The 21,777-nt window shown below is 47.0% G+C and carries 23 protein-coding genes and 1 pseudogene; 17 read left to right on the top strand and 7 right to left on the bottom strand.

What is annotated here, in order from left to right; all coding sequences use genetic code 11:
- Positions 1–592 precede the first annotated feature (592 nt).
- From IQ270_RS02315 to IQ270_RS02285, 7 genes are all read left to right on the top strand, one after another.
- Entirely contained in the window at positions 593–1,210 is a 618-nt protein-coding gene (locus IQ270_RS02315) for a TIGR04282 family arsenosugar biosynthesis glycosyltransferase (RefSeq protein ID WP_193971580.1), read from the top strand.
- Positions 1,211–1,784: 574 nt separating this feature from the next.
- On the top strand, positions 1,785–2,501 hold the full coding sequence (locus tag IQ270_RS02310) for a TIGR04283 family arsenosugar biosynthesis glycosyltransferase (RefSeq protein WP_193971578.1): 717 nt from the start codon (positions 1,785–1,787) through the stop codon (positions 2,499–2,501).
- Positions 2,502–2,615: 114 nt separating this feature from the next.
- The gene (locus tag IQ270_RS02305; RefSeq protein WP_193971576.1) at positions 2,616–3,125 is read left to right on the top strand and encodes a photosystem I reaction center protein subunit XI; all 510 of its coding nucleotides are present in this window, start codon (positions 2,616–2,618) and stop codon (positions 3,123–3,125) included.
- 57 nt (positions 3,126–3,182) lie between these two features.
- Positions 3,183–3,299, top strand: a complete 117-nt coding sequence (locus IQ270_RS02300) for a photosystem I reaction center subunit VIII (RefSeq protein ID WP_193971574.1) — start codon at positions 3,183–3,185, stop codon at positions 3,297–3,299.
- Between the two features lie 454 nt (positions 3,300–3,753).
- A complete protein-coding gene (locus tag IQ270_RS02295) occupies positions 3,754–4,308 on the top strand; it encodes a hypothetical protein (protein WP_193971572.1) in 555 nt (184 codons plus the stop codon).
- A gap of 138 nt (positions 4,309–4,446) precedes the next feature.
- Complete coding sequence (locus IQ270_RS02290; RefSeq protein WP_193971570.1) at positions 4,447–5,334, top strand: hypothetical protein; 888 nt, start codon at positions 4,447–4,449, stop codon at positions 5,332–5,334.
- 172 nt (positions 5,335–5,506) lie between these two features.
- Positions 5,507–6,064, top strand: a complete 558-nt coding sequence (locus IQ270_RS02285) for a DUF2996 domain-containing protein (protein WP_193971568.1) — start codon at positions 5,507–5,509, stop codon at positions 6,062–6,064.
- A 418-nt stretch (positions 6,065–6,482) separates the two neighbouring features.
- On the opposite strand, the gene IQ270_RS02280 is transcribed toward IQ270_RS02285, so the two are convergent.
- Both IQ270_RS02280 and IQ270_RS02275 read right to left on the bottom strand, forming a co-directional pair.
- Entirely contained in the window at positions 6,483–7,286 is an 804-nt protein-coding gene (locus IQ270_RS02280) for an alpha/beta fold hydrolase (RefSeq protein ID WP_193971566.1), read from the bottom strand.
- Between the two features lie 89 nt (positions 7,287–7,375).
- A complete protein-coding gene (locus IQ270_RS02275) occupies positions 7,376–8,101 on the bottom strand; it encodes a 1-acyl-sn-glycerol-3-phosphate acyltransferase (RefSeq protein ID WP_193971564.1) in 726 nt (241 codons plus the stop codon).
- A gap of 432 nt (positions 8,102–8,533) precedes the next feature.
- Here IQ270_RS02275 and IQ270_RS02270 point away from each other — a divergent pair, with 432 nt between their 5' ends.
- From IQ270_RS02270 to IQ270_RS02250, 5 genes are all read left to right on the top strand, one after another.
- Complete coding sequence (locus IQ270_RS02270) at positions 8,534–9,184, top strand: NAD(P)H-dependent oxidoreductase (protein ID WP_193971562.1); 651 nt, start codon at positions 8,534–8,536, stop codon at positions 9,182–9,184.
- Between the two features lie 1,030 nt (positions 9,185–10,214).
- Positions 10,215–10,529 carry a hypothetical protein gene (locus IQ270_RS02265; protein WP_193971560.1) on the top strand — a complete coding sequence of 105 codons (315 nt, stop codon included), beginning with the start codon at positions 10,215–10,217 and terminating at the stop codon, positions 10,527–10,529.
- 127 nt (positions 10,530–10,656) lie between these two features.
- Complete coding sequence (locus tag IQ270_RS02260; protein ID WP_193971558.1) at positions 10,657–12,384, top strand: succinate dehydrogenase/fumarate reductase flavoprotein subunit; 1,728 nt, start codon at positions 10,657–10,659, stop codon at positions 12,382–12,384.
- A 338-nt stretch (positions 12,385–12,722) separates the two neighbouring features.
- Positions 12,723–13,082 carry a type II toxin-antitoxin system RelE/ParE family toxin gene (locus IQ270_RS02255; protein ID WP_193971556.1) on the top strand — a complete coding sequence of 120 codons (360 nt, stop codon included), beginning with the start codon at positions 12,723–12,725 and terminating at the stop codon, positions 13,080–13,082.
- 119 nt (positions 13,083–13,201) lie between these two features.
- A complete protein-coding gene (locus IQ270_RS02250) occupies positions 13,202–13,522 on the top strand; it encodes a helix-turn-helix transcriptional regulator (protein ID WP_193971554.1) in 321 nt (106 codons plus the stop codon).
- Between the two features lie 67 nt (positions 13,523–13,589).
- On the opposite strand, the pseudogene IQ270_RS30620 reads toward IQ270_RS02250, so the two are convergent.
- Positions 13,590–13,697 (bottom strand): annotated as a pseudogene (locus tag IQ270_RS30620) (Uma2 family endonuclease); the annotation flags it as partial.
- A 52-nt stretch (positions 13,698–13,749) separates the two neighbouring features.
- Here IQ270_RS30620 and IQ270_RS31760 point away from each other — a divergent pair.
- The 4 genes from IQ270_RS31760 to IQ270_RS02235 all read left to right on the top strand — a co-directional run bounded on the left by IQ270_RS31760 (position 13,750) and on the right by IQ270_RS02235 (position 14,925).
- Positions 13,750–13,872: a hypothetical protein gene (locus IQ270_RS31760; protein ID WP_255532354.1), complete on the top strand. Its 123-nt coding sequence runs from the start codon at positions 13,750–13,752 to the stop codon at positions 13,870–13,872.
- A 264-nt stretch (positions 13,873–14,136) separates the two neighbouring features.
- On the top strand, positions 14,137–14,382 hold the full coding sequence (locus IQ270_RS02245; RefSeq protein WP_193971552.1) for a hypothetical protein: 246 nt from the start codon (positions 14,137–14,139) through the stop codon (positions 14,380–14,382).
- Positions 14,375–14,719, top strand: a complete 345-nt coding sequence (locus IQ270_RS02240) for a hypothetical protein (RefSeq protein ID WP_193971550.1) — start codon at positions 14,375–14,377, stop codon at positions 14,717–14,719. The genes IQ270_RS02245 and IQ270_RS02240 overlap by 8 nt, the downstream gene beginning before the upstream one ends.
- Complete coding sequence (locus IQ270_RS02235; protein ID WP_193971548.1) at positions 14,716–14,925, top strand: hypothetical protein; 210 nt, start codon at positions 14,716–14,718, stop codon at positions 14,923–14,925. The genes IQ270_RS02240 and IQ270_RS02235 overlap by 4 nt, the downstream gene beginning before the upstream one ends.
- 26 nt (positions 14,926–14,951) lie before the next feature.
- On the opposite strand, the gene IQ270_RS02230 is transcribed toward IQ270_RS02235, so the two are convergent.
- The 3 genes from IQ270_RS02230 to IQ270_RS30615 form a co-directional block, all read right to left on the bottom strand.
- Positions 14,952–15,863, bottom strand: coding sequence for a Uma2 family endonuclease (locus IQ270_RS02230; protein ID WP_193971546.1), 912 nt, complete (start codon positions 15,861–15,863; stop codon positions 14,952–14,954).
- Positions 15,864–16,235: 372 nt separating this feature from the next.
- The gene (locus tag IQ270_RS02225) at positions 16,236–17,147 is read right to left on the bottom strand and encodes a lipopolysaccharide assembly protein LapB (RefSeq protein ID WP_193971544.1); all 912 of its coding nucleotides are present in this window, start codon (positions 17,145–17,147) and stop codon (positions 16,236–16,238) included.
- Between the two features lie 742 nt (positions 17,148–17,889).
- Positions 17,890–18,045, bottom strand: a complete 156-nt coding sequence (locus IQ270_RS30615; protein ID WP_228056016.1) for a hypothetical protein — start codon at positions 18,043–18,045, stop codon at positions 17,890–17,892.
- A 1,124-nt stretch (positions 18,046–19,169) separates the two neighbouring features.
- On the opposite strand from IQ270_RS30615, the gene IQ270_RS02215 reads away from it, so the two are divergent.
- Positions 19,170–20,420 carry a hypothetical protein gene (locus IQ270_RS02215; protein ID WP_193971542.1) on the top strand — a complete coding sequence of 417 codons (1,251 nt, stop codon included), beginning with the start codon at positions 19,170–19,172 and terminating at the stop codon, positions 20,418–20,420.
- Positions 20,421–20,498: 78 nt separating this feature from the next.
- Here IQ270_RS02215 and IQ270_RS02210 read toward each other — a convergent pair whose 3' ends face one another.
- Positions 20,499–21,674 carry a homocysteine biosynthesis protein gene (locus tag IQ270_RS02210; protein WP_193971540.1) on the bottom strand — a complete coding sequence of 392 codons (1,176 nt, stop codon included), beginning with the start codon at positions 21,672–21,674 and terminating at the stop codon, positions 20,499–20,501.
- Positions 21,675–21,777 lie beyond the last annotated feature (103 nt).

The raw sequence follows: 21,777 nt of genomic DNA, 5'->3' as shown, positions 1-21,777 counted from the left end.
GATATTAAACCGCGCTCAACCCACCAAGAGCGATCGGCAATCGGTGGATAAATTGTGCATTACTTATATAGCGCTTCTCAAGCGTTGTGAAGTACGCACTCGTCGTCGAGTGCCCACAAGATCCATGCCTCACGCCCGATCGCCCAATACGCTTGGGTTAAGAAAATTTTAGCTATTAGACAAGATTGCCTCAGTCATTTTAATCAAATTTTGGGACGATGCTCAAAGTCCATCCCACAAGAAAAAAAGATTTTTGTGGGATGGGCACTTTCCGAGCCCGTCCTAACTATTTTTGCAAGAAGTCTATTCTGTTGGGCAAGCGCGTTGCGGAGGATTCGTTCCACGGGCCCAACCTACGCATACTACGCATAGGATCTGTTTTCGATCGCTAACCCAAGCATATTGCCCGCGAGTCCGCCGATCGAAGAAGAGCACCTCACGTTAATCAGAAACGCGAGATTTTATTTTTACAAAATTGTCTGTTGCCCAAATAAAATCGGTAAAACATCTACCTTAAATATGCGGTTAAACGCTAGAATATTTATGCAATAAGTCTCATTTCAAATCAAAAAGATCCAAGCAGAAAAATAATATGATTTCAGAAAAAGTGATTGTTTTCACGCGTTATCCCGAACCGGGAAAAACCAAAACTCGATTAATTCCAGTGTTGGGCAAACAAGGTGCTGCCAATCTTCACCGCTTGATGGCCCAAAGGACGATCGCCCGCACACTCTCTCTCCAACAAAACCGCCGATTATCAGTTGAAATTCACCACACAGGCGGCACCCAACAACTGATGCAAGACTGGTTGGGAACAGATGTTATTTATCAAAATCAAATCGACGGCGATTTGGGTGCCAGAATGGTCTTTGCGTTTCAAAAATCTTTTGATTCAGGGGTTGAAAAAACTGTAATTATCGGCACTGATTGTCCCGATCTGAAACCAGAAATCATGGCACAAGCTTTTGACAAACTCAGCCAGCACGATTTAGTTTTGGGCCCGGCAAAAGACGGAGGTTATTATCTGATCGGGCTGCGGCGATCGGTACCGGAATTGTTTGGCGGCATTAACTGGGGAACTGATGACGTATTTGCTTCTACGCGGGCGATCGCCAAAAACCTCGCTCTGAAAATTGCCACTCTTCCTACTCTGGCAGATATCGATTTACCCGAGGATTTGCTCGGTTTAGATATGAAGATGTTGAAATAACTAAACTATATTGAGGCGAGGTAATTCATTAGTAATTATCATATTTAATTAATTAAAAACACTTGATTGTGAAACCATAAGGTCATAATATAGTAAGTGTATTTGTCTGACCGAATGCAGCGGTTAGACAGCGCTTGCGACAATAGTCGCAAGCGCGACAAAAAGCCAAAATTTAGCATCGACTGCAACTCGTCCCTCAAGTAGAAACCCGGTTTGTTGCTATATTTGGCAACTCAACCCAAAACTCGTAGAAACCCGGTTTCTGTACTCCATGCCTAAAACCTAAAACTGTCGGAAGCTGTGAAATAACAGCCCCGGTCGAGGGTAGGCACGGGGGCACTAAGCTGTGGAGCATTTAAAATAGTATTGTAGGGTGCCACGGCCCGCAGCGTTTCCCTTGCCTAGTAAGCGATGGCTTCGCCCCGGCTTACGCCTACGAGCCGTGGCACCCTACAGGCCTCGTTAGTGGTTTAAATGCTCCACAGCTTACCCCTACAAACTTTGTGAATCATTTAGGATTGCTATAAGTTTTGTACAAAACCCGCCATCTCTCTCGCGGGCTGCTTGATGCTGTATGCTATCAGAAAATCCGAATCTCAAAATTTCGATTATTATTCCAGCCTTAAACGAAGCACCTACGATCGCCCCAGTCATCTCCACCGCCCGAAATGCTAAAAATGTTGAAATCATTGTCGCCGACGGCGGCAGCAGCGATGGAACCGCATCTCTAGCCCAATCTTTGGGCGTGCGAGTTATCTCTACTGCCCCTGGCCGCGCTACCCAAATGAATGCAGGTGCCGCCTCGGCTACTGGAGATATCCTGCTGTTTCTCCACGCCGACACTCTTTTGCCTCGTGGCTACGACTCTGGCGCGCGCCGAGCACTAGCAAAACCCCACACTGTCGGGGGAGCGTTTGAACTCAAGATTGACGCCCGCAGGCTGTGTCTGCGACTGGTAGAAACAGGGGTAAACTGTCGATCGAACTTTCTCCAAATGCCCTACGGCGATCAAGCCATTTTCCTCTATTCAGCTACTTTTGAAAAAATCGGCGGTTTTCCCGACTTACCCCTAATGGAAGACTTTGAATTCGTGCGCCGATTGAAAAAACAAGGCCACATCGTCATATTGCCCCAGCCAGTGCTGACCTCCGACCGCCGCTGGCAGCAGCTTGGGGTACTCAAAACCACTGCTATCAATCAAATAGTAATTATTGCTTATTTTTTGGGAGTGTCGCCCGATCGACTCGCTTTCTGGTATAGAGGACAAAAGAAAAATTCTTCCGAAAACTAAAGAATAGTGAACTTTTCTAAAGCTCCGTGCCAATTATGCAAATAGGAAACACGTCCCTGCGTAAAATATGACTTGAACGCCTCAAAATTTACGCACAGCGAGGAAAAAGAGAATATGGCCGATCCCAGAGATGCAGAGCTTATTAAACCCTTTAACGGCGACCCCTTCACGGGTCATCTAGCAACTCCCATCAGTGCTTCTGATTTCACCAAAGCATTCATCGGGAACTTGCCGGCCTACCGCAAAGGACTCTCGCCCCTAGTTCGAGGTCTAGAAATCGGTTTGGCACACGGCTATTTTCTCGTCGGCCCGGAAATCGTCTTGGGGCCCCTGCGGGATTATCCTGAAGCAGCTAATCTTGGCGGACTAATTACAGCCCTCGTCATAGTTCTACTAGGCACACTAGGTATGTCTGCTTACGGTTTGGTCTCTTTCAAGCAAGACAACACCAGCTACCCCAGTGCTAATCCCATGACTCCCGATTCCCTCAGAAATGCTGAAGGATGGAGTCAGTTGACCGCTGGTTTCTTCATTGGCGGCATGAGCGGTGTCTTTGCTGCCTACTTCTTACTGGAAAACTTTAAGGGCGTTGATGCCATTTTCCGCGGTTTAGTCAACAACTAAACTTCACTCCTCAATATCCCTGTTGGAACACACTAACTTTAGTTTGGAGAATTTCACATGACAGGTACCTACGCTGCCTCTTTCTTGCCTTGGATTTTGATTCCGCTAATTACCTGGCTGATGCCAGTTGTGGTAATGGGTTTGTTGTTTATCTACATTGAAAGCGACGCCTGAGCCTTGCCCGATCGAGCAACACCTCAGTTAGAAGGCCCAAACAGCACCAGTGACCGCAAATTGCTCTGAAACCTCTAGATAAATTTCGGGAAAATTAGCAAATTGTTTTGAGATTGCTGTCGATCGAAAAACTTAAAGTCCTGGACGCATTAAGCCCCTTAAACCTGAGTTTTTTATCGTTACTGTAGACTGCAACAGCCGTATTTTCGTAAAAAAACAAGGTGATGACCGCCCGTGCGTCCAGGACTAACTTAGTTTGTTTGCCCAATCCCCAGAATTTATCTGTGGAGCAATCTTTCTGTTTTGTTCGGTGAAAACTCGCAATTGCCAAAAAATCCTCTGTCTGCGGGCAGAGGTTTTTTTTACAAACAACACAAATTAGCTTTTTGAGGAAGACAAATTGCCAAATTATGAGCCACAATTGTTATGGAAACCTATTCATGAGGAGAGAGCGATGCAATTTCCCCCCGCACGCCGAATCTTAGCTCCATTCCTGATCTCGGTACTTCTGCTCGTGACTTCCTGCGGTCAGACTCAGGCGCCCTCTCGCTGGGATCAAGCCCAGCAGGAAAGTACCCAAAAACCTGGTAGCGCAAAGCAGACAAAGGCTGATAAATCAACGGCTCAAAATCAAAACCTGCCCAAAAAGGCCGTCGCAGGTGGCAAATTAAATAAATATTTCCCCTCATCTGGCGGCGGATTCGATCGCGTCTTCGCTCAAGAAAAATCCGGTTTTGCTGAAGCTAAGTTGAACAAAGGCGGTAAAAATGTGGCGATGCTGTCAATCAACGACATCGCCGGCAACCCCTCGGCTGGGGCAAAATTTAAGCAAAGTACCAAGAAAATTGGCGGCTATCCCGCCGTTAGTCAGGGCGCTAATATCACTGCTGTTTTGGTGGCAAATCGCTATCAGGTGAAAGTTCAATCCCGCGATCCCTCTTTTAGTGCTAGCGATCGCGAAGCTTGGCTGTCAAAATTTAACCTCGGCGGCCTCGCTAGTGTCAAATAGCGACGAGATATCTGTAAAAGCCCGCGCCTGACTCTAGTCTGGCGCTGTTTCCACAAAGTCTGTTTCCCTGAATTTGTGAGATTTTCTGAAAGTGTCTGGCGATACTTTTAATCCCCGTTAAACTACAAGGAGCCTGTTGTGAGCAATTCCATCTTTGAATTAGTCGATCAACTGCCTAAGGACAACTTGACTGTCAAAGCTCTCAGAGCCCTTGACTTTGTTGTACCCGGTGAGTGGAACAATTTAATTGGTTTTGAAAATACCATTCGCACCGTTACTGGCGAAACAGATGAAGAAATGATCCAGCAAATTGGCGATCGGGCTATCTATCTCTACAACGATAAGTCTGAAGGCTATCAGCGCGCTCTCTGGCTGTACCAAACGATCGACAATAGCGACAAGGCTCTAGGTGCTGCTGCTCTGGCGAACAAAGTCTCGGAAAAAGTGCCGTTGTTGGGCTTCCTCGGCAATCTCACCCCTAAGCCGGAAAAGCTTCAAACGATCGACCTTTCTTTGAAATTAGTCGTTGAGTTACTAGCTTTTTGCCAAATCAACGGCATTCCCGGCGACAGCATCGGCGATTTTGCTGGTGCTTTGGCCGACTACGGCGGCGAATCACTGATGCGGATGGCGGCTTTGGTTTGCTTTGATGGTTTGATTCCCCTGGGCCCAGACTTTATCCTGGCAACTCAGTCTTGGATTCAGAAGCTTTCCCCAAGCGATTTGCAAGAGAATCAATCGTTTAATGCAATCAAAGATAGCATTCCTGGTGAAAGCCCAGGAGGCAAGTTAGGCTTTATTGGGGAAAGCTTTAGCTCAGTTTCTGGCTGGATGGGTTCTTTTGTCAGCGATCGAGGTTTGACTCCCCAAAACGTACTCGGCAACTTACAAAATGTTGTGGAATTTTCTGCTGACAAGGTGGACTATGTGGGGGCATTCCTCGACGTGACTACCAATTACTACGAACACACAGGCGTTCAAACTTTGGCCCGCCGTTTGATTGAACGAGCTGTCGCTGAGATTTAGCATCAGCACGGGAGTTATGATTTGGCGCACCTGCAAGTGTTTTGAGTGCAAATTTTTTTGACTCGCAATTCTTTAAGCTGGGTTTTCGATAAAATGTGTGTGCGATCGACTCGATCAATCGCCCGGAACTCAACTCACAACTCTTACCGATCGTTTTTACGAGGAACCGTTAATGCCAGAAGAATCGCAAAATCCTACCGCTGGCGAATCAGAAAGTCCCAGTGCTTCGATCGAGAACGCCCCGAGTTCCGACGCACCCGAGACAACCGACAAGCCCCCAGCTAAAACTAAAAAGCCCGCAGCCCAAGCTGACGGCGAAAAGCCCCCAGCTAAAGCTAAAAAAGAAAAAGCACCTGCTGTTGAAGACAAGCCTTTTGCGGAATTTATTCAACAAGATTATTTGCCCGCCTTGCAAACTGCTTTGACTAAGCAGGGCGTTCAGGATTTAGAGGTGCGTTTTGCCAAGCAAAAACTCCCCATTGCTGGCATGAGTTCCGCTGGAGATTGCTGGCAAGTAATTGGTAAATTCCAAGAAGGTCAGCGCCAATTTAACCTGTATTTTCCTCAAGAAAATATTCAAAGTCAAAGGGCGTTTTCCTGTGCTGAAAATAATACCAACACCAGCACTTTAGAGCCTTTTTTGATAGACGAGCGCAAGATTACTCTCGACCTCATGGTGTTTGGAGTCGTCCAGCGGCTTAACGCTCAAAAATGGCTGGATCTTAATTAGTCAGTAGTCAGTAGTCAGTAGTCAGTTGTTAGTTGTTAGTTGTTAGTTGCTTGTCTCCAGGCACTTTTGAGTGACGGTCTGGTTAGTTTGGATACGAACTTTATCGATCGCTCAATCTGTAATTTTGCTTCTAGTGACCCATAAGTGAGAAATGACAACTAACTACTGACTACTACAGCATATTCCAGGTTTATGAAGTACAGTATCCGCCTTAACTGTGTGACATTAATCCTCCGGGTGCGGATCTGCTAGATATTGGATATAACTTGCTCCTTTACGGAGGGATCCGCACCTGACACGGATCTCGCCCGCGGTGTGTACCACATATACATGGAATATGCTGTAAGAGGGCGGGAACGGGGTACTCTTGGCACCGCCCCTACCAACTAACAACTAACAACTAACAACTAACAACTGACTACTGACTACTGACTAATGATTGATCTGTCAAAAAATTGCGAGCTTGCATAATCGCGTAAATGTCAACATCTGTTTCTAACAAACAAGCATGACCGCTTTTAGCAAGCATCACCATTTCAGCATTAGGAATTACTTTGACTAAAAGCTTCGCTTCTGCTAGAGAAGGTAGCAGCCGATCGGCACCGCTAGCAATTACTAACGTCTGCTGTTGGATGCCGCGCAACTGATTTTCATCAACATCAAACGATCGCACTAACGCCAATCTCCACACAGACGTGTGTTGGGGTACCGCTTGCATCGCTTCTAGCAAAGCGCGGCGGTCATCGCGCCCAATCTTTCCTAAAGATGCTAATATCGGCAACAAACCAATTACCGACAGCGGATAAAGGTTCGCCGGCAGCCACTGAGTTAGATGCGAACCCCACTGCACCCAAGGCTGCTGTCGGAATGAAGAAGCAGGATTCACTAAAATTAGTCGATCGCACAATTGCGGAGCTTCTAAAACAATTTTCATTGCTAAACAGCCCCCAAATGACTCCCCGCACAGATAAACCTGCTGCTTTCCAGCTTGCTTTTGAGCTTCAATTAAAGCAATTGTTTCGCTGACAAGTACCTCCCAACTAGGCATATCGTCAGCAGGTAAACTTAAGCAGCGAATGTCGAAATGATTTGCCAATTTAGAAATTTGCGGCCGCAGCAGCAAACCGCTACCATCCATACCGGGCAGAAATATAAATAAAGGGCGATCGGCGATCGGCGGTTTGGGGGTTAGAAAACGAACCTTGTTACTAGCATTTGGCATGATTCAAGTCAATCGATTGAAGAATTGAAGAATTGAAGAATTGAAGAATTGGAAATATGAGTTCGGCCAACAGTCAACAGTCAACCAACTTACAAACACCCTCGTTGGAGCAATTGTGCAATCTCCCCCTGACAGTGCTCTGTCAGTTCAGCAACAACAGCTTTGGCTTTTTTGCCTCGATATTGCTGCTGTCGATCGACAGTAATCCAGTAAGGGCGACCGATTAAAACATTAACTCGCTGATAAACTATCACAGGATGCCACCCACCACGATCGAACAGCGGTTCGGAAGGATCGAACAAACTCAACAACTTCAGCGGTACGCCAGATCGCACCGACTTTTCCTCGATCGAACCAATCGCCACCGGCAACACCGCCAAATCCCGCACCGGAGCCCGCAAAGCCAAATGAGCAAATCCCCGCTGAAACTTCCCCACAACATTCGGTTGAGTAACTTTCACCATCGGTTCTGCACCCTCGGGAAACACCCCCACCATCTCCCCAGTTTGCAGCAAACCTGTCGCTTGAGAAAAAAAATGCTGCTGTCGGTGTTCCGGTGCTTCCAAGGGAAAAGCCCCAAAAGTCGTGACAACTTCCCGAATCACCGGAACTTGACCCATGTAGTGATGACAAGCAAAGCGGATCGATCCACCCAAAGCCGCCGTCAGCACTATAGGATCTAAAAAACTGCGGTGATTGCTCACCACCAGCACCGGACTCTCTCGGGGCATCCGGTGCTGGTGGTGCAAAAACATCTGCGTCCCCAAAGTGGCCAGGAAACAGCGCGAAATCAGCAATGTGCGATCGGAAGACATGGGCGAAAAGACAGGTGCGACGCTATAGAGGTTGATTGTACCCCCATGCAGCTTAACATTACTTTACCAAATCGAGACTCAGCCAAAAAGTATACTTGCACTCTACAAAACCAATTTCCTAAAGTCCTGCTACAGATAAACTGTGGCTCGCGATCGCTAAAAAGAGCTCGAATGCGTTCTATAAGATGAGAGAGACGCGCCAAGGATGTCGCTGACCCCAGATGTTGAAGCTGTGAACGGCCACCTCGATATCCTTGACACGCTACGATATCCTTGACGCGCTATTTGCTGCAACGACCGAATCAATAGATTAACGAACAGGAATCGCCTGCACAAAAACCTAAGTTCAAAGTACCCGCCGATCGTTTCAAGCACCAAATCTCAGACCCATCACAATCGAAACTGTTCACTAGACAATCTAATTTCTTGACTATGAATCACCTGACTACAACAGACTTACTCGAACATCTCAAATGGCGTTATGCCACCAAACAGTTCGACCCATCCAAAACAATTGATCCAGAAATCTGGACAGCTTTAGAAGATACCTTAGTGTTAACGCCATCTTCCTATGGGCTTCAACCTTGGAAATTCTTAATTGTTACCAGTCCGGAACTCAAAGAGCAGCTCAAACCCTTCTCCTGGAATCAGTCACAGGTGACGGATTGTTCTCACTATGTCGTATTTACGATCGAAAAGAATCTAACTGCCGAGCATGTCGATCGTTTTATCGCCCGCACTGCTGAGATCCGGGGAGGAACTGTCGATGCTCTCTCAGGCTATCGAAACCTGATAGTCAATGATGTCGTTCACGGTACGCGCAGCTTTAATGTCAATGACTGGGCAACGCGCCAAACTTACATCGCACTAGGTAACTTTATGACCAGTGCTGCATTACTCGGTGTAGACACCTGCCCAATGGAAGGAATCGAACCTGTCAAATACGACAATTTGTTAGGGCTACCTGAAAAAGGCTTTACTACCGTCGTTGCCTGTGCCGCTGGCTATCGCTCTGAAGCAGATAAGTATGCTTCACTGGCAAAGGTAAGATTTCACAAGTCAGAAGTCTTAGAAGTTTTGTAAGTAGATAACCCCAATTAGAAACTGTTGCACCGTCAAAATCATCTGACGGTGCAACAGGAATTGATATCATATCGTTTTCGGTTGTATCGGTATTGTTCAAACCATCAACACTCAACAGTCAGTAGCGGCGGTGTCTGTGAGTGCGGGCCCTCAACAGTCAACATCACCTGACGGTATAACCGGAAATGATATTAGACCTCTTGCAAAAATAATTAGGACGGGGGCTCTCCGGCCCATCCCACAAGAATTATCTTTTCTTGTGGGATGGGCCGGAGAACCCGTCCGATCAATTGATGAAAAGGATTTTTGCAAGAGGTCTATTATGTAGCAGTCCTCGCATCAGCCGCAAAATAGATCGAGACCAGAATCTTTGTAGTGTAAGCATCTTGCTTGCGTGTTATTTTTCAAATCATTTAGGATTCCTATAGCATGGATCAGAGGGAGGGGAACCCTACAAAAACTTTTGCAGAGTTTTTGAGAATTGGTATAAATTTAGGGGATTTAACATTTGACAGCGTATTTGATGGCCAGCGCGGATCTACATATAGCCGAGTCTCGGTTCAATGAGGTACACCCGATCGCCCTAATCGGTAATGGCACCCTGAGCGATCGCCCTAATCGGTAATGGCACCCTGAGCGATCGGGTCATTACTAATTACTAAATACTAATTACCTTTTCCCACTCGTCGCTCATACCTCATGTTGCCCAGAATTGCTATACGTCTCTTTTTTGGCTTTCATAAATCTATTTAAGGGCTGTAAACCCAATCAGCCAGGACAAAAAATATTTTTTCACTCCCAATGCCGAATGCCTCCGTAGCCGGAGCTCTTTCTGAGATAAGTCTTGTTGGGGCAAAATTTCCCAATCTGAAACAAAAATTCATAAAGTGTTGTTGCAAACTTCTATAAAAATGTTTAAAACTGCCCCAAAACCTACTGGTAGGCTCTAAAATTAGGAATTTACAGTCAGTATTGACAGACTGTCAAAGTATTTTTGGACAGTCGTAATAGCAATCTCCCGAGGCATCAAATGAGTAACATCCAAAACTATCGCCTTAAATGTACCCTCACCTTTGGCGACATTTACGGTCAAATCATTGTTTGGCTGATAGTCATCTTCCTGAGTCTAGCGTCGGCACTCGCCCTCTGGAGCAGCGCCCGTCAAATCTACGCCTTGGCTACCGTCGGCTTGATTTTAGTGCTGTCTCTACCCTTCTTGCTGTTTGCTTTCGTGACAACTCTGCTAAATAACATTCAAGTGCTTTCGGTAGACCCCGCCACCGAAGAGCAACCTTCTGCAACGGGAAATCAATCCAATCAGCAGCCTGTCGAAACCGTCGGCTAGTCGAACTTAAAATTTTAACTTTTGATGTTCAATTCAAATCAAAAGTTAAAAAACTTCCCGATCTTTGGATAGGAAGTTTTTTTTGCGTCACGATAACTTGAGGAGAACACTCAAAATTATTCCAACAATGCTAGAACACGACGTAATCATTGTAGGCGGCGGTTTAGCAGGTTGCCGCGCCGCTGTAGAAATTGCCCGGACTAACCCCAGCTTAAACGTAGCAGTTGTTGCCAAAACTCACCCGATTCGATCGCACTCCGTCGCAGCCCAAGGCGGCATGGCATCCAGCCTGCAAAATGTCGATCCCGAAGACAGTTGGAAAGCCCACGCCTTCGACACAGTAAAAGGTTCAGACTATTTAGCCGACCAAGACGCAGTAGAAATTCTCACCCGCGAAGCACCCGGTGTAGTCATCGATTTAGAACACATGGGAGTCCTCTTTTCCCGCCTAGAAGACGGCAGAATTGCCCAGCGCGCTTTCGGCGGACATTCCCACAACCGCACCTGTTACGCCGCCGACAAAACCGGTCACGCCATCCTCCACGAATTAGTCAACAACCTCCGCCGTAACGGAGTTCACATCTATCAGGAATGGTACGTCACCCGCCTGATTTTGGAATCAGGCCAAGCCAAGGGCGTAGTTATGTTTAACCTAATAGACGGCGAAATTGCCGTCGTGCGCGCTAAGGCGGTGATGTTTGCTACGGGGGGTTACGGCCGGGTTTACAACACGACCTCGAACGATTACGCCTCGACTGGAGACGGTTTGGCGATGACTGCTATGGCGGGACTGCCGCTGGAAGATATGGAATTTGTGCAGTTTCACCCGACGGGTTTGTATCCCGTGGGAGTGTTGATTTCGGAGGCTGTGCGGGGCGAAGGCGCTTATTTGATCAATTCCGAGGGCGATCGATTTATGGCCAATTATGCCCCGTCGCGGATGGAATTAGCGCCCAGGGATATTACATCCAGGGCAATATCTCTAGAAATTCGTGCAGGCCGAGGAATCAACATTGACGGTAGTGCCGGCGGCCCATTTATTTACATGGATTTGCGGCACATGGGACGCGAAAAAATCATGAGCAAAATACCTTTCGCTTGGGAAGAAGCCCACCGCTTGCTAGGAATAGATGCAGTAAATCAGCCGATGCCCGTCCGCCCGACAGTTCACTATTCAATGGGCGGAATTCCTACAAATGTGAGCGGACAAGTTCGCAGCAGTGCTGAGGGTTTAGTGGACGGTTTCTTTGCAGCCGGCGAAGCAGCTTGCGTGTCGGTTCACGGCGCAAATCGTTTGGGCAGCAATTCCCTTTTAGAATGCGTCGTTTACGGCAAAGTTACTGGCGCAACCATAGCACAATTCGTACAAAATCGCAAGTTACCATCTGTGGATGAACAGCGTTATATCAAGGAAGCCAGCGAGCAAATTCAGGCACTGTTAGAACGTCCCGGAAAATACCGAATCAATCAAATTCGGCAGCAGTATCAAGATACGATGACTGAGTATTGTGGGGTATTTCGCAGCGCCGAATCGATGCAAGAAGGTTTAACGAAATTGGAGGAATTGGAGCGACAATATGAGGATGTTTACTTAGACGATAAAGGCAAGCTGTGGAATACGGAAATTGTGGAAGCTTTGGAATTGCGGAGTTTAATCGTTGTCGGGAAAATGATTTTAACTTCGGCTTTGAATCGGCAGGAAAGTCGGGGAGCTCATTCGCGGGAAGATTTTACCGATCGCGATGACGGCAATTTCTTGAAACATACCCTCGCCTATTATTCGCCGGCGGGGATTGATTTGGCTTATATGCCGGTGGCGATTACCATGTTTGAGCCGCAGGAAAGGAAGTATTGATTTGTACGGGTGGGCAAGGCCAGCCCTGTTAAGGTTGTGAAGAAATCCCTCAAACGCTTGAAATTGGGTAGCGGGCGATCGTTAAATCTGATTCTTTTAAAAGGCGATCGGTAATAAACCTGGTTTATTGCCGATCGCCACCGCCTAGAATGACGCAAATCAGTCGTTAGCGCAGCCCTCGAAGAGGATCGCACCTTGACAGGGCTGGCAATGCGTACCTTACCAATTGAGAGGAAATTCGGCAATCTTTAGTCTCTTCTACCACTTTTAGTTATCTTGCGCTATAATTATGTCAGATACGACATATTTGTAAACTTTATGACTAAACTACTTAATTTATGGAATCCCAAGGCGAGAACAAAGATGTTGTTTGGCTCATCAGAGGCTCCGTAAAAACTCCCCCTTTTTCCGCCTCAGCGCGAATTGAGGCAGGGATTTTATTAAGGATGTTACAAAATGGAGAAATTTTAGCCATGCCTGTCTCTCGACCTATGCCAAGCATCAGCCCTCACTGCCACGAATTGCGGATCGATGATAGTGAAGCCGGTAAACAGTGGCGAATTATTTACCGGATTGACTCAGATGCTATTGTCATTGCAGAGGTGTTTCAAAAAACTACCCAGAAAACGCCTAAGCGCGCCATCGAAAACAGTCAAAAACGACTGAGATTGTACGATCGAAGCTCAGGAGAAACCTAGTTATTTCATGACTTCCCTTAGGGTGGGCATTGCCCACCTTACAAATTGAGACACAATTCACCATTCACAATCCTTGCTCTGTGCAATTCATATAATTTAAAAAAGAGGTAATATTTACAATGGATGCCATTAAACGTCAACGTTTAGAAGCAGCAGGTTGGCGAGTGGGAGATGCCGCAGACTTTCTAGAACTTTCAGCAGAAGAAATTGCTTTTATTGATATGAAGCTGTCTCTAATTAAACGCTTGAAGCAGCTTCGTATTAGTCAAAATCTTTCTCAAGAAAGTTTGGCTAAGAAAATTAAATCTAGTCAGTCACGGGTAGCTAAAATAGAAGCTGGCGATCCGTCTGTTTCTCTTGATTTGATGGTAAGGACAATGCTAGCGCTGGGAGCAACTCGTGAGGATGTGGCACTCGCTATTAGTTCTTCCAAAAGCTGAGAAGCAGACATTTGAAATTTGAGAATCTTCGAGAATTTGAAGTTAACTTTATCCCGATAAAACTATCTCACCCGTGATAATTGTGGCTAACTTCCTCCACAGCTAAACTTAACGCCTCCGCCACTTGCTCGGCACTCAAACCCATTCCCAACAATCGGGGAATTGCATCCCTTCTTGGGCAGTTCGCACCTTACTAATTCACAACTACAGGTTCGCCAAGCATAGATATGCTCAACCATATTTTGCTAGCTGTCAAAGCCGAAGGTTTTTCAAACAGTCCTGGACGCACTCGGACAAAAGAAATCGGGTTTTTTACCTTGGGTACGGGCTGCAACGAAGTATTTTTGTAAAAAAACCCGGTTTCTGGATCCCATGCGTCCAGGACTATCAGAAATAAAAATTGCAACCAATACCAGAGGTAAGCAAAAGCACCTCCTTGGGACGGATCTCCGCCGCCAGAAGATTATTCTTATCAACACGATGGACAACCTATCTGGTGGTCAGAAGAGTAAACACAATCTACTGAATTTGCTGTTTATTCAACTCTGGGAGATGACTGCAAACTTGGCAGTGTTATACTGCTTTTATCGGTATCATACAGTTAAATATAATATATGAGTAAAACGACACAGACATCTCAATTCCAGCAAGCTCTTGAAGCTGTAGAAGTTTTATCATTAGAAGATCAAGCCATGCTTCTAGATATTCTTCAGAACCGCCTGCAACAACAGCGACGAAATGAATTACTCAAGGAAGTTGCAGAAGTTCGTCAAGAGTATGCTGAGGGAAATGTTAAATTTGGTTCTGTAGCCGATTTTATGGCGGAGTTGGATGATAGTGAGGAAAAAGCGCATGGCTGATTTGCCCGATCGAACTATTACAATTATTCTAGAATTACAGCGCCGACTTGTGCAGCTAATCAATCAAGCGGGAGCAACCGAACTATCTGTTTTTGAAATATTTGGAGAAACCGAGGCAACTGCTTCTGTGCTAGAGCAATTGACAAACATCAGAGAACGAGCTACTTCGTCCTATTCTCGCCTTTCTAACCTGCTGCTGCGAATTTCTGAATTTCAGCCGATCGCTCCTGCTGCTACGATAGAACTACTGACTCAAACCATAGAACAAGCTGAAGTTACAGCCGAGGCCGGAGAAGCTACAGTCCGAGAAGCTAAGAGTGATTGGAACCTACTATGACTCAACAACCGCAACTTCCAGAACCAGAAAAAGTTAAGCAGACAGTTACTCAAATGCGCGAAGTCTGTCGGCAGTTTGACAGTCTTAATTTTGCACTTGATGAACTGATTGCCCAGATAGAAGCAGATATTCGCAAAAGTCCGCTAACCGCTTATCGTTTAGGTAAAATTCAGCCTGTTTCTCAAGCTACTGAATCAGAGAGATAAGGATAAAGTGATTGGGTACGATTGGCTCACCCTTGAGAATCCTCCCTAACTTCCTCGACAGATAAACCCAACGCCTCCGCCACTTGTTCAGCACTCAAACCCATTCCCAACAACCGGGGAATTGCATCCCTTCTTGCCTGAAATTCAGCTTGTTGTGCCTGCTCTGCACTGTCAGCTCGCAGCCTTTCTTGTTCGGCTCGCAACCTTTCTTGTTCGGCTCTTTCCCGCTGCTGTTCCCCCCGCAATCTCTCCAATTCGGCTCTTTCATCGCCAATCAACAGCAAATTACCTTCCTCGTCCCACCAGCGCAGCCAAAGCATGGTTTGATTTTGATAATTGCCTTGCCAAAGTCCCAATTCTACGCCTAAAGGTGCGATCGCAAAATGACCGCGCTCATTCAGTTCTAACAGTTGATAATACCCGTCAATCAACCGATAAACTTCTAATCTGCCGCTATTAATTTCATAGATGCCGTAATAGGGAATTCGCATCACCCGCTCGTAGGCCCAAAACTTTCCGGGTTTCGTTACCACCCCTTCGTCTGTCCGCGACAACGGAGTAATATCCCGCTCTTCATCGCCATTCCCGCTAGCAAATTCCAACGCAATTAACGGTGCTATGTGTTCCCGCCACAACACGTAGGAACGGCGAATTTGACCGTCTAAATTGGGAGGTACATTGGGAACGTAAAACCAATCTGGAGCTTCTGCACCTTTTTCCGGTGGCTCGGTTTCTCGCCAGTAAATGCCGCAGTCTTGACCGATCGCATATTGTCCGTCAGGATGCCGCTCCTGCAAAATTGGGCCGATCGAATCAGTTAAAATTAAACTCTGGGGATGCTCCTGAAAATTTTTCACAAAAGTACCATCTGACTCTGGTAATTGAGTGTGGTCTGGAAAAGCAGGAGGTAGAACAACGCGGTCAACGCTTTGGGTCATAATTCCCTCCGAAATCTTGCTTGATTAGTAATAGGTTTGTAGTCAGGACTTTAGTCTCAGATATTTATGAGGACTAAAGTCCTCATTACAAACGTGATCACCATTATTTGAGTAGAACAAGGCGGTCAACGCTTTGGGTCATAATTCCCTCCGAAATCTTACTTAATTAGCAATAGGTTTGTAGTCAGGACTTTAGTCCTCAGATATTTATGAGGACTTTAGTCCTCACTACAAACGTGATCACCATTATTTGACCAGATACGATCTAATTTAAAATCGGAATAAAACAATAAATTTTGAGTTTTAAACATTAATTTTTTTACTTAAAACTATTTCAGTTAAAACTCAAAATTCTTTCATGCCAAACTCTCCTTAAGGCTTAGGTAGCGCACCTTCTGGAGTAGGAGAAGCCGCCGATTCGGGACTGGCATCTGCTGTTGGAGAAGGCGAAGGAGTGCCGCTAGCTAATTGATTGATTTGGTCTTTATAGTTAGGAGGAGCTAACTCAGCAGCTTTATCAAACAGCGTTTTTGCTTCATCAGTTTTGCCCTGTTCCTTAAACACGATCGCCTTGGCTAAAGTCGGGCGAAAATCTTTCGGGTTCGCCTTAGCCGATTCGTCGTAAATCGCGATCGCCTCCGGGTAGCGCTTCTGTACAGCATAAACCTGTCCCAAAATCAACTGCACCGAAGTGACATCAACACTTCCCGGTTTAGCCTGATTCTGCCCCGGAGCGGCCTTGAGCGTATCTTGCAGCAGTCCGATCGCAGCCTCGGGCCTTTGTTGCACCAGCAGCAAATTCACCAAGCCCTGCAAAGCCTTAATTTCCCCAGGCTTAGACGCCAAAATTGACCTGTAAGCCTGAGCCGCCCCTTCGCGATCGCCCGTGCGTTCCTTAGCCTGAGCCAGTAAAATCCCGTATTCGGTAGTCTCCGGATTCAGTTTAGCCAACTTTTCCAAAGGTGGGATCGCATCCTTAATTTCCCCCACTCCTTGTCCGATCAACTCCAGCCGCACCTGCAACAATCCCCTCAAAGCCGTTACATTGTCAGGTTCCCGCTGCAAAACCAATTCGTACCCCCTCACCTGATCTTGCAGCAACTGCGATTGCTTCTCGCCAGAGGCCGCCGTCTGAGTCGGCGTTGGAGTCGAACTACTAGTGGATGTTTGACTGGCCTTGAGGATACTATCCAAAATTGGGACCAGAGAAAATCCCAAAAAAGCGATGAGCGAAAGCACCACCGCTACAGTAATCAACCCGCGACGCTTGTTTGCTTTTTGCATAATTCAACTATCCCAACTTAAAACCTACTATTTTCTAAGAATTAACGCATCGCCAGGGGGCATCTGCAATTTAACCAGATCCCTGCAACCTTGACACTCCGGGTCTAAAGACCCAGGCATTCTTAAGGACAAACTTTGGGGCATGAATCCACCCAAAGTTTAATTCTTAAAGGGTTTGTCAGCAACCCCCACCTATTCGCTCAGCAGATTCTATCTGTGGCTACTTGTGACTTTCTAACGATCTTAGCCGCACCGTTAATGTCTGTATTAATTAACAGCGCGCATCCTGGAACAGTACAAACCTCGCTTGATTCTTTTACTCAACTGCTGCCAAATGTCCAGTTTTTCACTGACTTTTGCTAGCAGAAACTCTCGGTCTCAGAAGCTAGATTTTGAGGTCTCTGATTCGTCTTTTTCGACAAATGCCATCTTTTTAAGTCGGACTCTTGCTGGAGTCTATCTTTAAATTTGGGTGTGGGTATAATAACAAAGTTCTGCTCTGTCATTCTACCCATTTTTACTTCTGGATTTTGTCGTTGATTCCAACCAAAAACTGTGACGTTGATCTGGTGATTTTCGCAATCATCTACAATTGTTATGACTGATTTTTTCACCGCATTTCTCATCTTTCTAGTGGCAGTTTACGAGAACTGTCGCAGCCGTTTTGATAACCAATATTTAGGCAGATTGTATTTAGCAGTTTCAGATTGAAATCACGCCTTTTCTGGATTAAACCATTGGTTCAAACTTTCAATTTGCCACCGTCAACGCTCAAACGTTTACCATTACTATAAACACAAGTTAGCCAATTGTTGATGCCGGACTCTATTCCCCAAACTCCGGTTGCTTCGAGAGTGCAACTAGCAGTTTGTTCTGTCAGAGATTCGGGGATGTACAATTGCCCAAACCTTGCCGTTTCTGAGGATTAGCCTTCCTGCCTTTAATCTGGCAATTTTTGCTTTGTTCAGGCAGCGACACCCTAAGACTATCTGTCCAAAAGTGTTCTTTTTGTTTGGTTCCCAGAGGTAGTGAAACCCGATTTCGTACTATTTTTAAGGTTTGTCCAGGGTGTGAGACTGGATACATTCCTTGTTGAGTCCTGTACTTTGGCAGTGTGGGTTTTTGGTTGATTTGTCCTTTTTTGGGTAAGTTTTCTAAGAAACGAAAAGAGCTAAAAGCTCCGGCAACAGAGTTTAGGGCTTGTTGAGCAACTTGAGAGTATAGTAGCCCGTAATTTTGGTGGGTCTTGGTTATTTTGTACAGTTCGAGATATTTAACCGCACTTTTGTGGCTAAAGTACCGCTGCCGACTTTGGCAAATCCCGACATTAAAAAGGTTGTTTGAGCATTTGCTCAACAATAATTTTGTCGAGTTCGGTTAAATGCCATACATCTTTTTGTACTGCATACATTTTGTGCCAGCTCCCTTGACTAATTTTACTCGGATTTGGTAAATATCTAGCTGGATACTTTGGTCTCCTGGGCCCTTTCATCCCTCGACTTTGGTCTCAGGGTTTTCAGGGTATTTTTTATCAAAGTTTTTAACTTCAAAGTCCCAACTGACAAAACAGCCTTTTACTTGGAGCTAATATGGTAACAGACCCACAACTCCAGGCTAGCCAAACAATTTTGGATACTTAGACCCGCAGTCCCAAGGAGTGTGGTGTCAGTACAATTTCGTTTGGTCGAGCTAAAAATTACCGAAAAGATGGCGGATCGACCAGTAAGGTAATTGGAGTAAGTAAAATAGGCAGGCTGAATATCCTAAATTCTACTAGCGAGCAATTCCAACTTGCGCCCCGCCGGCTTTACGGTTGGCAACTGTCAAACTCTTTGCCAGCAAGGATTTTAGCAGCAAGACAACCAGAAAGCTTGCAGTAGGGTTGAAAGTTGGCGTTGACGGGTCACAACCAGACCTCCGGGCCCAAGCCGGCCTGTCAGGTGCTAGTAGTTTTGAAATCAGTTTTTTCAGTTTATTCTTAATTTCCCTTAAGGGATGTGTCTCCGCTGCAAGGAGTTTTTTATGAACCCCTCTCCCAATCGGTCTTCCAAATCGTCCAAATCTATTTCTGCTCGCAAGGCCGAGCCGAGCGAGTCCGCCGTGAATCAGTCCGCAGTTACAGCTTCCGCGCCGGAGACACCAGACGAAAGTCCCGTGTCTTCCCCGCCATCGCCGGCTGCACCTGTTGACCAAAATCTAGCGCCCGCGCCAACAGGCGCGCCCGCGTCGTCAAAGGATACGCTGCAACGACCGCGCTACAGTTCTGCCCCCGACAAGGACAAAACAAAGCCAAAAGAACCGCCCAGCAATGTTCCTGCACCCTCGGCGCCATCCGCGCCTTCGGAATCGGCCAGGGATACTCCAGCAGTCGCAGTCGCACCGCCGGCAATCGGCGAGCCAGCAGCTAAGGAAGCTCAGGCCGAGGATGACTTACCCTCTGTCATGCGCCAACATCCGATTCCCCCCCCCAGCGAACCCAGACAGTACCGAGCTGTTGGTTTGGTGCGGGGCCGCTACACCCAATCCGAAGAGCAATTCACCCGAGGTATGCTGATTGCTGCTGACGGAACTGCCATCGATGCAGTTTTGCTGGGTAGAGTCATGAGTTTAGTCAAAAATCACCTGGATCTGGAACAAGAACACCTGTGGGTGGTCTATCCCCGCACCAGGCAAGAAGACGGCAACTTGCACGCCCAGATTATGGGAGTTTGGGAGCCGGAAACGCTCAAGAAATCTCCCGAATCTTCCTCTGATGAGGAAAATCTGGAAGCTGGGGAGGTTGAGACTGGCGCTGAAGCATCGACTGCACTTCCGCCGTCGGAACCTGATGTTGAAGATGGGTATTTTTCGATTCGAGGCGAGGTGATTTATCAATCGCAAGATGCAGAAAAGTATGTCATCGTCAAAATCAAGCAAGCTCCCCGCAAGAATGATGACAAGATGAAGTTTTTTAAGCTGAAACTCAAGGGGGATTTAGCTACAAAGGCGATCGGATTTTTTTGGGATTTCCATGTCAAATTGAAAGCTGAGAGTCTGACTATCGAGCAGGCGAACAATATTGGCGCCCTGCCGATTAAAAAGCGGAAATTCCCCTCTGGTGGCAAGCCCGGCGGTGGCTACAAAGGAGGGGGAAACAAGCGTCCGTTTACTCCTAGGCCCAGCGGTGACGGTGCTCCTGTAGGGCGTCCTACCATCAAGTCCGCAGCAGCAGCGCCTGCTGTTCCCAAGGAACCTCTTCCTAAGCCGGTTAAGAAGCCTAAGCCCGAGGCCTAGGGCAAGATTTGAGATTTGAGATTTTCGGTTAGTACATCTGATTAATCTAAAATCGGCAAATCGCCAATCTAAAATCCTTTATTCCAGCCTGACTTGGGCGCCCCACAAATCTTGCGGGAGAAATACTCTGTCGGTGGGTAGGGGAGCAACTGGGGCCGTGAGGGTAAATTGACCTGATTCAATTTGCTGCTTCAATTCCAATGCTACTTGCCGGGAGAGAAACATACTCGCTAGGGGGGCGGCCCTGACTGGCTTGCCCTCGATGAGGATGCGGCCAGTCTTTAATTGAGCGTAGCTGACTAAGCCGAATGTGGGACGAACGCGCCGGGGGATAGAGAAATCTACCACCGGCGCTACTATTTTTTTGTCTGATACTGCACAGTGGGCGACGACTGTTTCGTTTAAGACTGGAAAGGGGATGCCGACTCCCAGCATCAAGGATGGGCCGTAGTTTTTGAAGTAGCAGCCCCGCACCCATTTGGAGTTCATCTGTTTGGCGTCGCCGATGAGTGCGAGGGTGGCGGCTGGGCCGATCGGAGTCCCGTTAGGCTGGCGTTTTTGCAGGGGGAAGTGCTGGGTTCCTTCCCAGGTGATGTAGCCCTGAGCGCCTCCCAGCCAGATGCGGGTGCCGATGCCGATGAGTTGGAGGTGGGGGTCGTTTAGCAGCGGCGACATGGCTCCCAGGCTCGAATAGACGGCGTTGCCGAGGTTTGGTTGCAGGGGGCCGAGGTAGGTGAATAGTGGTCGATCGCCCCCGTTGACTCCCACAATAAAGTTTTGATAGGCGTTCCGGGGATTGAATAAATAAAACTGGTTGATGGTGTCGCGGGTAATTGTGGTTTCAAAGGAGGCGCGGGGGTAGCAGTCTGTGACTTGCCCCAGGGCCCGCAACTGCACTGGTTTCCCGGCGATTAAGTCTTCGATGACCTGTCCGCCTCCCCGTTCCCGGGATTCTTCGCCGTCTTCGGCTACTTGGGTGGCTCCCAAGTACAGGTCTACAGCTCCAAAGCCGGAGTATGCTAAAACGCCGTCTAGCCAGCATTGGCGGATTTTGATCGGGGGGTCGGTATGGCCGAGGTTGATGATGGCGCCGGAGGATTCCATTGGCTCAAAGGTGCCGGTGGTGATGACATCGACTTGTTTGGCGGCTTCGGTAATGCTGGTTTCTTTGACTCGGTTTTTGAGTTCTTCGATCGTCCAGACTGTGGCTTTGCCTTGGCTGATTTTATCGTTGATTTCGTCGATCGATCTCATAATTTTAGTTTTAGTTTTTAGTTTTTAGTTTTTAGTTTTATTGATGGCGATTTCTTGAATTTTTAGTGAACCTAGGGTGCGTCGCCAAGAACAACTCTCGCCC

Origin of the sequence: Microcoleus sp. LEGE 07076, assembly GCF_015207455.1 — a bacterium.
In the GTDB taxonomy this organism is placed as follows: domain Bacteria; phylum Cyanobacteriota; class Cyanobacteriia; order Cyanobacteriales; family Microcoleaceae; genus Microcoleus.
The sequence above is the reverse complement of the archived record's forward strand: the minus strand, read 5'-3'. Positions and strand labels throughout refer to the sequence as shown.

Coding starts and splice junctions, on each gene's coding strand:
- IQ270_RS02315 (WP_193971580.1), top strand. CDS start 593: ATGATTTCAGAAAAAGTGATTGTTTTCACGCGTTATCCCGAACCGGGA.
- IQ270_RS02310 (WP_193971578.1), top strand. CDS start 1,785: ATGCTATCAGAAAATCCGAATCTCAAAATTTCGATTATTATTCCAGCC.
- IQ270_RS02305 (WP_193971576.1), top strand. CDS start 2,616: ATGGCCGATCCCAGAGATGCAGAGCTTATTAAACCCTTTAACGGCGAC.
- IQ270_RS02300 (WP_193971574.1), top strand. CDS start 3,183: ATGACAGGTACCTACGCTGCCTCTTTCTTGCCTTGGATTTTGATTCCG.
- IQ270_RS02295 (WP_193971572.1), top strand. CDS start 3,754: ATGCAATTTCCCCCCGCACGCCGAATCTTAGCTCCATTCCTGATCTCG.
- IQ270_RS02285 (WP_193971568.1), top strand. CDS start 5,507: ATGCCAGAAGAATCGCAAAATCCTACCGCTGGCGAATCAGAAAGTCCC.
- IQ270_RS02280 (WP_193971566.1), bottom strand. CDS start 7,286: ATGCCAAATGCTAGTAACAAGGTTCGTTTTCTAACCCCCAAACCGCCG.
- IQ270_RS02275 (WP_193971564.1), bottom strand. CDS start 8,101: ATGTCTTCCGATCGCACATTGCTGATTTCGCGCTGTTTCCTGGCCACT.
- IQ270_RS02270 (WP_193971562.1), top strand. CDS start 8,534: ATGAATCACCTGACTACAACAGACTTACTCGAACATCTCAAATGGCGT.
- IQ270_RS02265 (WP_193971560.1), top strand. CDS start 10,215: ATGAGTAACATCCAAAACTATCGCCTTAAATGTACCCTCACCTTTGGC.
- IQ270_RS02260 (WP_193971558.1), top strand. CDS start 10,657: ATGCTAGAACACGACGTAATCATTGTAGGCGGCGGTTTAGCAGGTTGC.
- IQ270_RS02255 (WP_193971556.1), top strand. CDS start 12,723: ATGGAATCCCAAGGCGAGAACAAAGATGTTGTTTGGCTCATCAGAGGC.
- IQ270_RS02250 (WP_193971554.1), top strand. CDS start 13,202: ATGGATGCCATTAAACGTCAACGTTTAGAAGCAGCAGGTTGGCGAGTG.
- IQ270_RS31760 (WP_255532354.1), top strand. CDS start 13,750: ATGCTCAACCATATTTTGCTAGCTGTCAAAGCCGAAGGTTTTTCAAAC.
- IQ270_RS02245 (WP_193971552.1), top strand. CDS start 14,137: ATGAGTAAAACGACACAGACATCTCAATTCCAGCAAGCTCTTGAAGCT.
- IQ270_RS02240 (WP_193971550.1), top strand. CDS start 14,375: ATGGCTGATTTGCCCGATCGAACTATTACAATTATTCTAGAATTACAG.
- IQ270_RS02235 (WP_193971548.1), top strand. CDS start 14,716: ATGACTCAACAACCGCAACTTCCAGAACCAGAAAAAGTTAAGCAGACA.
- IQ270_RS02230 (WP_193971546.1), bottom strand. CDS start 15,863: ATGACCCAAAGCGTTGACCGCGTTGTTCTACCTCCTGCTTTTCCAGAC.
- IQ270_RS02225 (WP_193971544.1), bottom strand. CDS start 17,147: ATGCAAAAAGCAAACAAGCGTCGCGGGTTGATTACTGTAGCGGTGGTG.
- IQ270_RS02215 (WP_193971542.1), top strand. CDS start 19,170: ATGAACCCCTCTCCCAATCGGTCTTCCAAATCGTCCAAATCTATTTCT.
- IQ270_RS02210 (WP_193971540.1), bottom strand. CDS start 21,674: ATGAGATCGATCGACGAAATCAACGATAAAATCAGCCAAGGCAAAGCC.